We start from the raw sequence: 13615 nt of genomic DNA on the forward strand, positions 1-13615 counted from the left end.
GGCCGTTTGTTTCGAAAGGTTGACTTTCAAAATGGCGCAGCCTCATGACAATACGCCTATTGCGCACGCTGGTTGCCGTGGCGGACCACAAGACATTTACAGCTGCTGCCGAGGCGGTGCATGTCAGCCACGCGGCGGTGAGCCAGCAGATGCAGGCCCTCGAGGCGGATCTTGATCTGACGCTGTTCAACCGGGCCACTCGCACGCCTGAATTGACGCCCGTCGCCCACGAGATCGTCGCCAGGGCGCGCGTGCTGCTTGCCGACTACGATAATCTTGTCCCGTCTGTTCTGGCTGATGGTGGATTGAGCGGTGTGCTGAAGTTGGGCGCCCTGGGCACCACATTGACCGGACTGACACCCAAGGCCGTTGCCGTTTTCAAAGGGCGGTTTCCGAGTGTTGGATTGCACATTCGTCCAGCGCTGACCGAAGCATCTCTGGCCGAGATTGCGCGCCGAAATCTGGATGCAGCCTTGATCACCAAACCACATCTCATGCCCGCGGGCATCGTTTTTCGTCCATTGGCCGAAGAACCCATGCACCTGATCGCCGCACTGGAAGAGGGCGAAAACGACCCGCTGACCTTGTTGCGCAGCCGGCCTTACATTCGGTTCAATCGCAATGCTGTTCTGGGCACGCTGATCGATAACTGGATCCGGGCCAGGCGCATCCGTGTGACCGAAACGATGGAGTTGGACAGTCCCGAAGCCATCGCAAGCATGGTGCATGCCAATTTGGGCGTGTCCATTGTACCTGATCTGACGGTCAAGCCCTTGGAAGCGGTGCCGGTCAGGCAGTTGTCTCTGGGTCCAGCCGGCCCAACTCGGGTGCTGGGTTTGGCTCACCTCGAAGATCAGATCAAGACACGCGCAATCGACGAGCTGTTCCAGTCATTTGCCGCAGTGATTGACGAGGCGCGTGATGTCGACAGGGGCGGGCGAACATGACTGGCGAGATGATCCTATTTCTCGCTCTGGGGGCCGCGGCCGGCGGTTTTATCAATGGACTGTCCGGCACCGGCACAGCGCTGTTTGCACTTGGGTTTTATCTGGTGGTTTTACCCCCTACGACGTCGGTGGCGATCGTGGCGTTCATGTCCGTTCTCGTTGGTGTTCAGGGGATGTGGATCGTACGCGCATCCATCTTTGCCCGCCGGGACCGGCTGTTGCGGTTCATCTTGCCCGGGCTTTGCGGGGTCCCACTGGGCTTGATGCTATTGGATGTTGTCGACAGTGGAACGCTCCGCATCGGAATTGCCGTATTCCTGATCGTCTACGGGGGCTATTTCGGCTTTCGCGCGGCGCTGCCGTCCTTTTCCCGCCGTACGCCGATCATCGATGGCGCCGTCGGATTTCTAGGCGGTGTGTTTGGTGGGGCAGCGGGTGTGTCCGGCGCATTGCCTTCCATGTGGCTGTCGATCCGTCCGTGGACGAAATCCGAAACGCGCGCTGTCTTGCAGCCTTTCAATATGACCATGCTGACGACCACGGTAACCTTGCTCTTTCTCAGGGGGGCCTATGATCAGACCGCGCTGAAAGCGCTGGCTCTGACCATTCCATGCGGTCTGATCGCAGCGCAAGTCGGCATCCTCGTGTTTCGGAGGTTGAGCGATACGGGTTTTCGGCGCGTGCTGATCTTGCTGACCTTGGCGATGGGCGTGGGCGTGCTTGTCACCGAATTGGCATGACCGGGTGTCACCCCAAAAATGTGCCCAGCAATAGATTTGCCCCCAGCACGGAAAAGGCGCCCAGGAAGTACTTCTTGAACTTTTCGGGGTCCGTCCGATGACGCAAACGCTCGCCCACGGAGAACCCGATAAGCGCAGGGATCAGCAAGAAGGTCGAGATCGCCAGTTCCTGGCCTGAACTGTGCCCCACGGCGATGAACATGAAGAAAATCGAAATGCTGCCCGCCGTGATCAGGAAACCCAGCGCCTGGACAAAGGCGTCCCGGTCGAGCCGGAGGCCGGTCAGATACATCGCCAGTGGCGGTGCCCACGCAGCCGTCAATCCACCGACCAGCCCGGCGATCAAGGCGCTGATCCCTTCGAACAGGCGCACCTTGTGTGCTGGAATCGCAGGCACCATGTCGCGCCAACTCAAGAAGCAGAACGCCAGAACGAAAACGCCAAGGACCGCGCGCAGAAACTGGTCCGGTGCGGATTGGCTGAACCAGACAGTTGCGGCCACAAACAGGATCAATATGACCGCATAGCGCCAGTGTTGTTTGATGCACCCCAACATGTCCGGCCCCCGCCAGAATTGCCAGACATTGCTGAGCAACATGGGGATCACGACCAGTGTAACGGCGGATCTGGCATCGAGTTTCAGAGTCAGCAGGGCAAGGGCCACGGTGGGCATACCCAAGCCAATGAACCCTTTTACCGTGCCGGCCAGCAGAAGTACGGCGCTCGCGAACGCAATCAGGGACAGGTCGGGCATGGGTGCCTTAAATTACTTCGTCGGTGCGGTCATCGCTTTCCCCGTAGCGTTTGAGGACGGCCGGTTTCGTTCCTTCGTAGACGCGGGCGACGTTCTCCGCAATCTTGGCGTTCTCACGCTCGAACAGGCAGTCGCCGTTCATGTCCGAGGCCACGATGAACGGCCCCATGCGGTTGCACTTGATGACCCACATGGCCTGCGCCAGCCCGAGTTCCTCGTTCCAATGCACGGCTTCGACATTTTCGACCCCGCGCCCGAGAAGGGCGCCAGTGCCGTAGCCGACGGTGGAGAGGTAGACGGCCCCGTTTGGAACGAAGTATTCCTTGTAATCCTTGGACGACATCCCCCCTTTGCCAACAATCAGCTTGGCCCCGGTTTTGGCCATCCACTCAGGCAGCCATTTGGCAAAGCGGAACGACGCCGTGGCAGTGACGGCACCCATGTCAAAGCTGCCATCCGGATTGATGCGCGCGGCCGGAGAGCAGTGGAAATTGGCCGCCGACTGGCTGGGCAATTCCATAGGGATGTTGGCCTTGTCCTCCAACGCGCGCATGTAGACGCCCTCGCGCGCGGTATACATCAACCCGTCAAGGTAGACGACGTCACCAAGGCGGAGGTTTGCGATGGCTTCGTCGGTAGGAGTGGTGGAGAGGCGGACTTCGCGGGGACCGGTCATGATACGATTACGACCTCACCATTGATCGAGCCCTCGACGCATTTCACATAGGCGCGGCCCACGCGATCCGATGGGACGGGGTCGTGGCCACGAAACCAATCGCCATAGCGCGGGAGCGATGCCTCCAGCACGCCGGGGCTAACGACGTTGATCCGTTGCCCGCGCGGCATTTCGATTGCAGCGGCGCGCACGAAGCCTCCAAGTGCGCCGTTCGCAGCGGCCGCATTGGTTGCCATGGGCACCGGATCCCGATCAAGGACACCGCTGGTCAGGGTGAAAGAGCCACCGTCGGATATATGTTCCATGCCGCTTAGGACCAGATTGATCTGCCCCATGACTTTTTGCCTCAACCCGATCATGAACGTCTCCTGGGTGTGTTCTTGCAGGGATGCAAAATGTGCGTCGCCGGCGGTTGATACAACCGCATCAACCCGTCCTGCCGTCTTGTACATTGCCTCGACGGATTTCGGGTCGGCCATGTCGACAAGAATGTCGGCCTTGCTGCGCCCGGCGGTAATGACAGTGTTGCGCTCGCTCAAGGCCACCTTTGCGATGGTGCCAATATCTCCGTTTGCACCGATAAGAAGGACGTTCATTCTGCGGCCTCCCTTTGCGGTTCCCATTCAACTGTTTCGCGGCGCTGGTAATCGGTGAACCAGTCCGGGTCCGTACGGTGCTCAACACGTCCATCCGCGTGGATGCGGGCAACAGCGCGGCGCGAAGACAGGCAGAAGGCGTGGACTGACATGGGCATCCCGCCGGTGTGGCAGTAGCCGACCTCAATATTGCAATCGATCACCATGTTCTTCCCCACAAAGCCCATCGCGCCCATCCCGATGGAGTTGCCGAGTTCTTTGAACTCGTCCTCCATCTCGGCAATGCGCGAGTCTGAATTGCGACTGCCCACCGTGCGCAAGATCGAGGCGCGTTTGCCAAGGCACATGCAGATATCCTTGGACCCGCCTAAGCCAATGCCGATGATGGCAGGCTGGCAGGCGAGGCCGCGTTTGCCAAAGGCCATGAGCGTGTCGAGGTAGAACCGCTTGATCCCCTCCATGCCATCACTTGGGAAGAGCATCCGGTAGTCGGTGCCGAACAGGCCTCCCTTGTGGACCGTGATCAGGTCGATCCACTCACCTTCCGGCTCAAAACCGTACTCGATCTCTGGCGCGCCGATGCCGACATTGTTGTCATGATCCGTCCGCCAGAGCGGATGCACGCGGTTGGGGCGCAACGGCACGCCATTGGTGGCGTTGGCGGTCGCGCGGCGCAGGGCAGCTTCGAGCGCGACCATCCCGCCCTCGACCCGCGCCTCGTTCCCCATCTTCACGAACCAGCGCGGCACACCCGTGTCCCCGCACATGGCGCGGCGGTCTTCCTTGGCCGCTTCGTAGTTGTCGAGCATGGCCTTGAGGACGAAGGACGACAGGTCGCCATCCTCGGTCGCAGCCGCGTGTTTTAGGCCGTCCAAGTAGTCCTGCGGGATTTCGATCGCTGCCTTGTCCATGAGGACCTCGGCTGTGGATTGGATGAGAGAGATTGGGATCATTGCGCTGCAACCAGAGTTTCGGGTTCGCCTTCCGGCAGGATCGTTTCGCCGGGGCGAACGATTGTGAATTGGACAGGTTCGCGGGCAACTGTGACTTCTCCGCTATCGAGAGTCGCCACTGTGAAATCGCTGTTTTCCAACCCGCCATCATTTGGGAAGTCCTCGCGGTAGTGCGCGCCGCGTGAGTTTTCGCGAGCGATGCCAGCCTTGGTGATCACTTCGGAAATGTCGCAGAGTGAGCGCAGGTTCAGCCAGTCGTGCCAGGTGAGGTTGAAGGCCAGAGTGTTGGCGTCGACGCCCACACCCATCAGCGCGTCTGAGACTTGCGCGATGCGGGCGAGCCCGCGTGTCATGCCCGCTTCGGTCCGCATCACGCCGACCTCTTCCCACATCAAATCCTGAAGCTGTTTGCGCAGCGGCATGATCAGGTCGGGTGTCCGGGTCAGGGGATAGGTTGCGCGTTCAAACTCGGCGGCCAGCACGTCTTCGTCCGGGTCGCGGAGCGTCATGTGCGCGACATCGCGGCCCATCGTGTCGCCCGCGATGCCGCCATAGACGGTCGAGTTGGCCACCCCGTTGCCGCCCAACCTGTTCGAGCCGTGGGCGCCCCCTGCATCCTCACCTGCAACGTACAGACCCTCCATCGCAGTGCGCGTGTCCACGTCCACGACCACGCCGCCCATGAAGTAATGCGCCGTCGGCACAACCTCCACCTTGCCCGCGGCCAGATCGAACCCGCTGTCGGCGCAGCGTTTGACCATGCCCTTGAACTTTTGCGCCACCCAGTCGGGGCCAAGATGGGACATCGAGATGAACACACCCTCCTGATCCGGGTTATTGTTCTTGCGCATCTCGGCGTAGATGCCGCGGCTGACCACATCGCGGGTGGCACGCTCGCCCTTGCCGTCATAGTCAAACATGAAGCGCTGGCCCGCATGGTTGATCAACTGCCCGCCCGCACCGCGCAACCCTTCCTCAAGCACTGTTCCGGTCATGCGCGTATGGTCGCCAGCGAGCAGGCCGGTTGGGTGAAACTGCACCATCTCCATGTCGCGGAGTTGCAGGCCCGCGCGCAGAGCCATGGCGAGGCCATCCATCGTCTTGTCGCCCGAGGGTGTGTGGTACTTGTACATGGTCGGGCCGCCGCCCGTCGCCATCAGAACCGTCTTGGCGCGCACCAGACGAAAGCCGCCGGTACGCATGTCGATCATCAGGACACCGGCCAATGCGCTGCGATCCTTGGTCGGGATCAGGCCGACGGCGCGGTGTTCCTGCAGCTTCTCGATGCCACTCGCCAGCACCTTTTCCATCAGTCGGTTAATGATCTCGATCCCTGTCAGATCGCCCTTGTGCACGGTGCGGTCAGCGGTCTGGCCCGCAAATGCCTTTTGGTGCAGGGAGCCATCCGGGTTGCGGTCGAAGAAGCAGCCGACTTCGTTTTCCAGCTCGCGGATGCGCACAACGGCCTGTTCGCAGAGCCGCCAGGCCATATCCTGATTGGGCAGCCATTTGCCCCCCTGGATCGTGTCCATGAAATGCCGCTCGACCGTGTCGCCGCCGCCAAGGGCGACGTTGTAGCCCCCCTGCACCATGCGCGTGCAGCCGCACTTGCCGATCAGCCCTTTGACGGCGATGGTAATCTTGGTGCCTGCGGGTGCGGTCTGTTGTGCGTGAAGGGCTGCGAACAGCCCTGCGCCCCCGGTGCCGAGGATTAGAATGTCGGTGTCGTGGCGTTCGATGTCCGAGAGTTTCATGTCATACCGCCTGCATCAGAAATAGCGTGGCAATCAGGAAAGACACGGCCGTTGCCCCTGCGGCCAATGTCTTCTGCGGCGGGGTCCACGGCAGCCACTCCAGTGCCATCAGCCGCAAGCCGCCGAACATGTGTACGGCCAATAAAAAGACAAGGCCGAACTCAGCCAGTTTGACTGCACCAATCTCCGCAAAGGCGAGAAATCCGTCCAGTCGTGCCGAGTCCGTCAGCGCCAGCGACAGGATCCAGAAGTGGAAGGGCAGGAACAGCGCGAGGCCCAACCCCGACATCCGATGCAGAATGTATGCGAGCCACAGGGGATGTGCGCGGGATGTAATGTCGGCGACCCTCATGCGAATGTCACGGCCCAGACGGCGCGTGCCCCCAGTGTGAACAGTCCGACGCCCATGGCCCACATGAAGGCGTCGAGCGGAGTACCCTTCAGCCCGCCCCACTCATGCGCGACGGTGCGGACACCGATGGCGCCGTGGATCGACACTGCCACCACGAAAAGGCCGTAGAACAGGAACCACGCGACCGAACCTTGAGTGCGGCCAAGGATCTCGGCGGCACTCAGCCCCCCTTGGATCGCGTAGATCATCGTCGCGAGGTGTCCAAGGACGAGCGGCGCCATCAAAAGCGCCGTGATCCGCTGCAGCATATAGAGGCGCAGGCTCAGCATCAGCGTCCCCTCCGAAAGAACGACTTGGCAGTTTCGCGCTTGAGTCCCGCAATGGCTGACATCGGGTCAAGCTCGTTCGGGCAGTAGGTGGTGCAGGAGCCCATGGAGTGGCAGTTGTGGCACCCGCCCGTGCCCGATATGGCATCAAGAATGGCGAGGCGCCCTTCATCCTTGGCGTCGTTCAGCAGGGTCCACGCCCGCTGCAAGGCTGCAGGCCCAAGGTAGTCGGGATTGCCCGCGACCGTGTCGCATGCCGCGTAGCAGACCGAGCAGTTGATACATTCGATCCCGGCGTTCGCTTCGACCCGTGCGGGGCTGGTTTCATCGACCGTGGCGATCGGGTCATCGCGGGTGAGAGTGCCGTGGTGCACCCCCTCGGCCCCCACCCATTTGTCGAAGAACGGATCCATGTCGACCACCAGGTCCTTGACCACAGGCAGGTTGCGCAGCGGCGCGATGCTGACCGCACCATCCCGCACGACCTTCGACACATGCGTCCGGCACGTCCAGCGCGGCACGCCGTTCACCATCATTGCGCAACTTCCGCACATGCCGACACGACAGGCAAAACGGTAGCTGAGGGTCGGGTCAGTGTTTTGCTGCACCCATGACACCACGTCGAGCACGGTTTGGTTGTCGTGCGCCGGTACGTCGAAGATGTCGGGATCCGATGCACCACGGTCTATGCTGACCTTGAGGGTTTTCGTTGCCATGCCTTGCTTGGTCTTTCGCGGGGTTGGGAGTTGGGGCAGAGTATAAAGAATAGAAATCCTTAATGAATGCGAATTTGTGTGAATAATTTCGTTAGCATTTCTTACGAAAGGGCGCGCTGATGACCAGCGAAACCGACCTGACCCGCGCGCTGGCGGCACGGTATAGTGATGCGCCGACTGCATCGGCCGATGCTGCAACGTTGATCCAGTCCATGGCGGTGCGTGGCTCGTGCCGCAACTTTGCGGCTCGGCCGGTGCCGGATGCCGTTCTGGATATGCTGTGTGCCGTCGCGCTGGCGTCTCCAACGAAAAGCGATTTGCAGCAACGTGATATTGTCGTGCTCAAGTCACTCGAGCTGCGCGCGCAACTGGCGCAACTTGTCGCCGGGCAGGCATGGGTGGCAGACGCGCCTATGCTGCTAGTCTTCTGCGGCAACAATAGGCGGCAGCGTATGCTGCACACGTGGCGCCGTGTTCCTTTTGCCAATGATCACCTGGACGCCGTCATAAATGCGACTGCGGATGCAGCAATTGCGCTGGGCGCGTTCGTCACGGCGGCCGAGGCGCTGGGCCTTGGCTGTTGTCCTATCAGTGCCGTTCGGAACGACGCAGAGGCGGTTTCGGACCTGTTGGGTCTGCCCGATCACGTGTTTCCCTTCGCAGGGCTTGCACTGGGGTATCCAGCGACCCCTCCGCCCATTTCCAAGCGATTGCCAATGCACGTCACGTGCCATGTCGATCGCTATCAAGAGGATGGCTTGCGTGAAGCTGTTGCGGCTTACGACAAAGACCGGGCTGCCACGCAACCATATGGCAAGCAACGCTTTGTCGAACAATTCGGGCAGTCGGATACCTACGGTTGGTCCGAGGACAAAACCCGCCAGTACAGCGCTCCGGAGCGCGCTGGTTTCGGGGCGTACATCCGAAAGCGTGGCTTCTGCCTGGACTAGAGGTCTAGCCCCGAAGATCCGTGATGACGGCAGTGCCAGGCGGCGTCGGCCCGTGCATCGCGCGCAGTTCCGCGCTAGCGCCCGATAGGGGGACCTCTCGGGCCACCATCGGGGTCAGATCCACATCACCGCGCTCGATCATTTCAAGCAGGGTGGGGTATTTCCAGGCGGGCATCCCACGGGTCCCGAAGAAGGACAGCTGTTTGGTGTAAATGCCGCGCATGTTGACTTCCATCATGCCAGAGCCTGCGGGCATCCCGACGTGGACGTGACGCCCCAAAATGCGCAGGCAGTCGATGGAGGCGTTGGTTGTAGCCGCGATCCCCAGCGCTTCGACCGAAACATGAGCGCCGCCGCCCGTGATGTCTCGGATTGCTTCGGCGGCGTCGGTCTTGGCGGCGTTAACGGCGGCATCGGCGCCGAGCCCGGTGGCGTGCATCAGTTTTTCGTCGACAACGTCAACAACGATCACGCGCGCGCCCAGCATCTTGGCCAACAGCAGTGTGGCCAGTCCGATCCCGCCTGTGCCATGAACGGCCACCCATTCGCCTGCGCGCACGTTTGCGCGGTCTGTCAGCGCGTGCCAGGCAGTTGTGACGCGGCACCCGAGACCCGCAGCAAGCGCGGGTGACATGGTTTCGGGCAGGTGGACGAGGTTGTGATCAAACGGCACAGCAACGTATTCCGCGTAAGCGCCCGGTTCACCAAAGCCCGGGACCACCTGATGCGCGCAGGTGTTGGACACACCCGTGCGGCAGGCTTCGCAATCGCCGCACGACAGGATGAATGGCGCGATCAACTTGTCGCCCACGTCGTGTTTCGCGGTCTTGCCAGCGGCCACGACCGTGCCGCAGTACTCATGTCCCAGGATCGACCCGTTCTGTACCTTGGGATGTTCGCCGGTCCAGCCGTGATAGTCGGACCGGCATACACCGCAAGCCGCGACCTCAAGAACAACGCCATTGTCTGGGCAGTCCGGATCGGCAACGGTTTCTATGGACAAGTCTTCGCTGAACGCGCGTACCACGGCTGCTTTCATGGGCTCCCCTCCCTCTTTGGACCAATTGAATGGCCCGCAACTCGGTGTACGCGCGCCTTGCCAAATCGCAAAGCGGTTTGAGCGGCCTATCCAGCGGCAGCAGGGGCCAGTCCAGCGTGCAAATTGGCGCGGCGCCTTGCCCAGAATGGGCTGTCCGGCCATCGCGTTTCACGGGCGTAGACCGCGCTGCGGGCAGAGAGATAGTCCTGCACACCGCGCGCCACGTTGTCCGCATAGTCCTGCATCTTACGCCGGCTGCGCGCGATGTAGGCGTCGGCGGCTGTCATTGCAGACCACAAAGCCGTGGTCATGCCATGCGAAGACAGGGGATCATACGCTGCCGCCGCATCCCCTATGGCAGCCCACCCCGCGCCGATGGCGGGGGCAATCCAAGTGCTGTTGGTGGCGATCCGGGTCGGCCGGGACGACATTCGGTACCCGTAGTCGGCGAGATAGGTTGCAATTGCCGTTGTGCCCCGAGCCTGGGTTTCCAGGTCCGACGTTTCGAAGCAGGGCAGGTCGGTGTCGGTGTAGAAGTTCAGTACCGCCTGTCCATCGGCGAGCAGGGACATGTACCACCATCCCCTCTCCTCCGCCTCGATCAACGTGACGGGCCGTGCACTTTCCGCATCGGGTGCGGCGAAAAGTGCGTATTGGCAGGCAAGCTTGTCCGCCTGAAAGCGTGTTGCGTATCTTGATGCGACCAAGGCCTTCCGCCCGGTGGCGTCAAAGACAAAGCGCGCGGCGATGGCTCCGCCAAGAGTTTCGATGCGCCATCTGTCTTCCTGTACAACGACTTCGGTCACCGTTTGGTCGATGCGCTGCGCGCCGCTGGTGATCGCTTGGGTCGTCAGCGCATCTTCGAACGCGCCACGGTCCAGCACGGTCGGTGGACCCTCGAGTTGCACAATGGCGTTGCGTTCGACCAGCGTGTCGCTGCCCCAAGCGGAATAGGTGCCGTGCGCGTGGCGATGCACTTCGGACCGCAGGATGGCATCCGACCCAAGCGCCTTGAGCAATGGCAAGGCTGCAGCGCTCAAATGCTCTCCGGGCTTGAAACCGTCGCCTCGGGTCGGAGCAATCCACGCCGGTTCCAACCCTGCCTGCGCCAAGCGCAATGCGGCGGTCGCCCCGGCGATGCCACCGCCAAGGACCGCAACATCATGGATCAATTCGGCAGCATCCCCTGACCGGGGTTCCAGTCGAACCGGGTTTCCAGATTGTCGGCATGTTGCACTTCGACAAATACGTCTCCGGCGGGCGACGGCATACGCACGACAAAGCCCATACGCTCCCACAAGGTGATCATATTGGTGATCCCGTCCCAGTAGCTCGAGTTTGCATGGTATCCGATACCTGCAACACCGCGGGACCAGTTCACGCGGCTGGTCAGGAACTTGTCGCGCTCCTCTTCCGACAGGTCGTCGCGGAGCGCGGCGGCGTAGTAGGGCTCTGGCAGTACGTCGATGGGCAGCAGGGCGGGCCACCATACGGCGGTCGGATAGTTCTGCTGCATCAGCACCTGCTGACAACTGAATGCATCGCATTGCCAAGGCAAGCCCATCCACCGGGTCAGATCACCGGCCATCTGTGGGCCTATAGGGGGCGGGCTGTCCCCGAAGCCGTCAAAGGCTACCTCGGGTGTCAGAAGTCGACCAAGGTCCTGGTTCAGGCTCGGCCGGTCGCCATGTGCGATGCGGAATGGTTCTGCCGTATCGTTATAGTTGCGCGCGTACATCTCCTTGAGGCGGAGGTAGTAGGTCAGCTCCACACCTGGATGGAACGCCCCACCGGAGCAGGGTTCGAGGGCGGCTTGTGTCAGTGCCCCTGGCTGCAGTTCAAGCGGGATATCTTCGAATGTGCGGTAGTCTGCGCGTTCATCCTCTGCGAGCCGCCCGTCATAATCGTTGACGAAGTCACCCGCGGCCCAGATGCGCAGGTATTCGTATTGCAGCTTGGGGAACTGGAACCATTGCAGAGGGCTGCCATCGTAGTTCACGCCATCGCCTAGCATGTAGGGGATCTTGAGCCGCTCCTCGAGATAGGCAGTGTCGCTCAGGTTGTAGGGGTCACGGAACAACTCAAAGATTTGCAGCCGGAACGCCGCGTTTTCGGGGCTTGGATCCGCAAGGCGGGCGACGTAATCCGGGTCGCTTAGATCGCCGATGGCCAACCAGCCTTGGCGCAGGTTAGCTGCTTGCGTCACCCATTCCATCAGCGCGATGCGCCGGAAAGTGGGGTAGATGTACCGCATGAACGACAGCGGCAGGTCCGGCATTTCTGACCACCCCTCCTGCACATTCATGTCTTCGATCACGTCGTACAGTGTTGTGATCGGCGGGATTTCCGGCGCGAAGTTTGGACCGACGCACGCCACCCAAGACGGTTCCGCCTCAAATACCTCCTCGCCCACCCGCACGCTTGCGGTCACCGGCCCGTCGCACCAGTCATCATGCCAGGCGTTGTTGTCAGCAAAGCTGGTGATCGGCGCGTTGCTTGGCGAATCCGATACGCCGTCCGGCGGCACAACCAACAGCCGTCCCCGATCGTCGGTGCGTACCTGCCCCAACCCGACCGAGATTGCGTCGGGTTGCCCGCCCCAGAACGTGCCCTCGAACCCATAGGCGGGGTCGCTTCCATCGCGATTGACGTCACGCCCCGAGATCTCGAGCAATCCGCCGTCGATAAGCAGGTTCTGCTCACGGTCGGTGTTGTTGACGAAATACTGGTTGCGCTTTTGCGACGGCAGACCGGGTGCGAGGTCGCCATTGTCGAGCGGATTGTTGAAGCCGTACCAGTTCGCCTTGGTGTTCGCGAGGTGAACGCCCCATGTGATGTCGTCACCCGCCACCTCCCCGATGATGTTGTCATCAGCATCAAAGGCATACACGCGGAAACGTTGGACCTGTTTCTTGATCTTCTCCAACCCGTCTTTGAATGCACCATCTTCGGGCATGGGTGGCAGACCTGGGACTTCGGGCGCGTAAAACCACTTCTCCGACCCGCCGACCCTGCAAATCCCGAGCGCTGGATAAATGCGAACCTTGGCGATTGTGGCGTCCGCGTCCGCGGCAGAATACGCATTTCTAGGATCGACATTAGCGCGCGCAGGCCAAGGCGCGCCTGCAATCAATGCGGCACTGGATGCCATGCCAAGAAAGTGACGACGGGATGGCGATTTGGGTGGGAAAGACATGGTCGGGACCTGAAATTGCTGTGGCGATATACGCTACCGTCTATGGAGGGCATTCAAAAATCAACCCTAGCGTGAATCTTTTGCGCAATTGATTTCAGGCGACCGACAGCTTCAGTCGCCAAGAGTCAGTCGTCGCCACAGTCAATATCGTGCTGGTCGTCGAAATGGGTCGGGGTGCGACAAGACCAGTGCTGGTGGGTAAAAAGTAGTGTCGGTTAGGTTCGCGAACGGCAAAACCTCGGATGCGCAAGGACGCTGCGATTTCTCAGCGGATAACCGAGACCGCCCTTGTTTTCTGGCTCTGTGTCCATGATTGGCAGGGTGAGGACGGCATTGCGCCCGGGGGTGTCATGCCCCGGGCGCAAAGAATTTGGTGACAATTGGTGGATGCTACATCTCAAGCGGTACGTTGCTTGGTATGGCCGTGAGCGCAGTGGTTGCACAGTGCCCAAATTATGTACCGTGGTCGGAGGCAGGCTTGGGCCTTTGCTCTTACATACGGCGGCGTTTCAAAAAATACCCGCAAGCCTCGTGCCGGAAAGGGCCAGCACGAGACTTGCGGGCGAAAGCAGCGTATCAGCATGGACGACATGGCCGCTATGCTCCACTAACTCTG

The 13615-nt window shown here is 61.0% G+C and carries 14 protein-coding genes; 3 read left to right on the forward strand and 11 right to left on the reverse strand.

The genetic code is table 11. The features are described 5' to 3' along the window. The first annotated feature begins 44 nt into the window (after positions 1-44). Positions 45-947, forward strand: a complete 903-nt coding sequence (locus KUV51_RS11070; protein ID WP_222521684.1) for a LysR family transcriptional regulator — start codon at positions 45-47, stop codon at positions 945-947. Then, positions 944-1687 carry a sulfite exporter TauE/SafE family protein gene (locus KUV51_RS11075; RefSeq protein WP_222521685.1) on the forward strand — a complete coding sequence of 248 codons (744 nt, stop codon included), beginning with the start codon at positions 944-946 and terminating at the stop codon, positions 1685-1687. The genes KUV51_RS11070 and KUV51_RS11075 overlap by 4 nt, the downstream gene beginning before the upstream one ends. A gap of 7 nt (positions 1688-1694) precedes the next feature. Here KUV51_RS11075 and KUV51_RS11080 read toward each other — a convergent pair whose 3' ends face one another. From KUV51_RS11080 to KUV51_RS11115, 8 genes are read right to left on the reverse strand one after another with little or no spacing between them, the layout of a single operon-like run. Then, positions 1695-2441 (reverse strand): sulfite exporter TauE/SafE family protein, encoded by a 747-nt coding sequence (locus tag KUV51_RS11080; RefSeq protein WP_222521686.1) that lies wholly within the window; start codon positions 2439-2441, stop codon positions 1695-1697. Between the two features lie 7 nt (positions 2442-2448). After that, entirely contained in the window at positions 2449-3117 is a 669-nt protein-coding gene (locus KUV51_RS11085; protein ID WP_222521687.1) for a fumarate hydratase C-terminal domain-containing protein, read from the reverse strand. Next, positions 3114-3713, reverse strand: a complete 600-nt coding sequence (locus KUV51_RS11090; RefSeq protein ID WP_222521688.1) for a short chain dehydrogenase — start codon at positions 3711-3713, stop codon at positions 3114-3116. The genes KUV51_RS11085 and KUV51_RS11090 overlap by 4 nt, the downstream gene beginning before the upstream one ends. Further along, positions 3710-4666: a fumarate hydratase gene (locus KUV51_RS11095; RefSeq protein WP_222521689.1), complete on the reverse strand. Its 957-nt coding sequence runs from the start codon at positions 4664-4666 to the stop codon at positions 3710-3712. The genes KUV51_RS11090 and KUV51_RS11095 overlap by 4 nt, the downstream gene beginning before the upstream one ends. Beyond that, positions 4663-6420 carry an L-aspartate oxidase gene (locus KUV51_RS11100; protein WP_222521690.1) on the reverse strand — a complete coding sequence of 586 codons (1758 nt, stop codon included), beginning with the start codon at positions 6418-6420 and terminating at the stop codon, positions 4663-4665. The genes KUV51_RS11095 and KUV51_RS11100 overlap by 4 nt, the downstream gene beginning before the upstream one ends. A 1-nt stretch (position 6421) precedes the next feature. Then, complete coding sequence (locus KUV51_RS11105) at positions 6422-6772, reverse strand: succinate dehydrogenase (protein ID WP_222521691.1); 351 nt, start codon at positions 6770-6772, stop codon at positions 6422-6424. Beyond that, positions 6769-7101, reverse strand: a complete 333-nt coding sequence (locus KUV51_RS11110; protein ID WP_222521692.1) for a succinate dehydrogenase — start codon at positions 7099-7101, stop codon at positions 6769-6771. Before KUV51_RS11110 ends, KUV51_RS11105 begins: the two co-directional genes overlap by 4 nt. Then, positions 7101-7814 (reverse strand): succinate dehydrogenase/fumarate reductase iron-sulfur subunit, encoded by a 714-nt coding sequence (locus tag KUV51_RS11115; RefSeq protein WP_222521693.1) that lies wholly within the window; start codon positions 7812-7814, stop codon positions 7101-7103. The genes KUV51_RS11110 and KUV51_RS11115 overlap by 1 nt, the downstream gene beginning before the upstream one ends. A 119-nt stretch (positions 7815-7933) precedes the next feature. Here KUV51_RS11115 and KUV51_RS11120 point away from each other — a divergent pair, with 119 nt between their 5' ends. Beyond that, positions 7934-8764 (forward strand): nitroreductase family protein, encoded by an 831-nt coding sequence (locus KUV51_RS11120; RefSeq protein ID WP_222521694.1) that lies wholly within the window; start codon positions 7934-7936, stop codon positions 8762-8764. A gap of 4 nt (positions 8765-8768) precedes the next feature. Here KUV51_RS11120 and KUV51_RS11125 read toward each other — a convergent pair whose 3' ends face one another. The 3 genes from KUV51_RS11125 to goxA form a co-directional block, all read right to left on the reverse strand. Beyond that, positions 8769-9803 (reverse strand): zinc-binding dehydrogenase, encoded by a 1035-nt coding sequence (locus tag KUV51_RS11125; protein WP_222521695.1) that lies wholly within the window; start codon positions 9801-9803, stop codon positions 8769-8771. A gap of 86 nt (positions 9804-9889) precedes the next feature. Beyond that, on the reverse strand, positions 9890-10975 hold the full coding sequence (gene goxB / locus KUV51_RS11130) for a glycine oxidase maturase GoxB (RefSeq protein WP_222521696.1): 1086 nt from the start codon (positions 10973-10975) through the stop codon (positions 9890-9892). Continuing rightward, positions 10972-12999: a CTQ-dependent glycine oxidase GoxA gene (goxA, locus tag KUV51_RS11135; RefSeq protein ID WP_261385783.1), complete on the reverse strand. Its 2028-nt coding sequence runs from the start codon at positions 12997-12999 to the stop codon at positions 10972-10974. Before goxA ends, goxB begins: the two co-directional genes overlap by 4 nt. Between the last annotated feature and the right edge of the window lie 616 nt (positions 13000-13615).

This window comes from Tateyamaria omphalii, from assembly GCF_019802125.1.
GTDB lineage: Bacteria > Pseudomonadota > Alphaproteobacteria > Rhodobacterales > Rhodobacteraceae > Tateyamaria > Tateyamaria omphalii_B.

Bases quoted from the DNA above. Each gene is read 5' to 3' on its own strand.
- KUV51_RS11070 (WP_222521684.1), top strand. From the start codon at position 45: ATGACAATACGCCTATTGCGCACGCTGGTTGCCGTGGCGGACCACAAG.
- KUV51_RS11075 (WP_222521685.1), top strand. From the start codon at position 944: ATGACTGGCGAGATGATCCTATTTCTCGCTCTGGGGGCCGCGGCCGGC.
- KUV51_RS11080 (WP_222521686.1), bottom strand. From the start codon at position 2,441: ATGCCCGACCTGTCCCTGATTGCGTTCGCGAGCGCCGTACTTCTGCTG.
- KUV51_RS11085 (WP_222521687.1), bottom strand. From the start codon at position 3,117: ATGACCGGTCCCCGCGAAGTCCGCCTCTCCACCACTCCTACCGACGAA.
- KUV51_RS11090 (WP_222521688.1), bottom strand. From the start codon at position 3,713: ATGAACGTCCTTCTTATCGGTGCAAACGGAGATATTGGCACCATCGCA.
- KUV51_RS11095 (WP_222521689.1), bottom strand. From the start codon at position 4,666: ATGATCCCAATCTCTCTCATCCAATCCACAGCCGAGGTCCTCATGGAC.
- KUV51_RS11100 (WP_222521690.1), bottom strand. From the start codon at position 6,420: ATGAAACTCTCGGACATCGAACGCCACGACACCGACATTCTAATCCTC.
- KUV51_RS11105 (WP_222521691.1), bottom strand. From the start codon at position 6,772: ATGAGGGTCGCCGACATTACATCCCGCGCACATCCCCTGTGGCTCGCA.
- KUV51_RS11110 (WP_222521692.1), bottom strand. From the start codon at position 7,101: ATGCTGAGCCTGCGCCTCTATATGCTGCAGCGGATCACGGCGCTTTTG.
- KUV51_RS11115 (WP_222521693.1), bottom strand. From the start codon at position 7,814: ATGGCAACGAAAACCCTCAAGGTCAGCATAGACCGTGGTGCATCGGAT.
- KUV51_RS11120 (WP_222521694.1), top strand. From the start codon at position 7,934: ATGACCAGCGAAACCGACCTGACCCGCGCGCTGGCGGCACGGTATAGT.
- KUV51_RS11125 (WP_222521695.1), bottom strand. From the start codon at position 9,803: ATGAAAGCAGCCGTGGTACGCGCGTTCAGCGAAGACTTGTCCATAGAA.
- goxA (WP_261385783.1), bottom strand. From the start codon at position 12,999: ATGTCTTTCCCACCCAAATCGCCATCCCGTCGTCACTTTCTTGGCATG.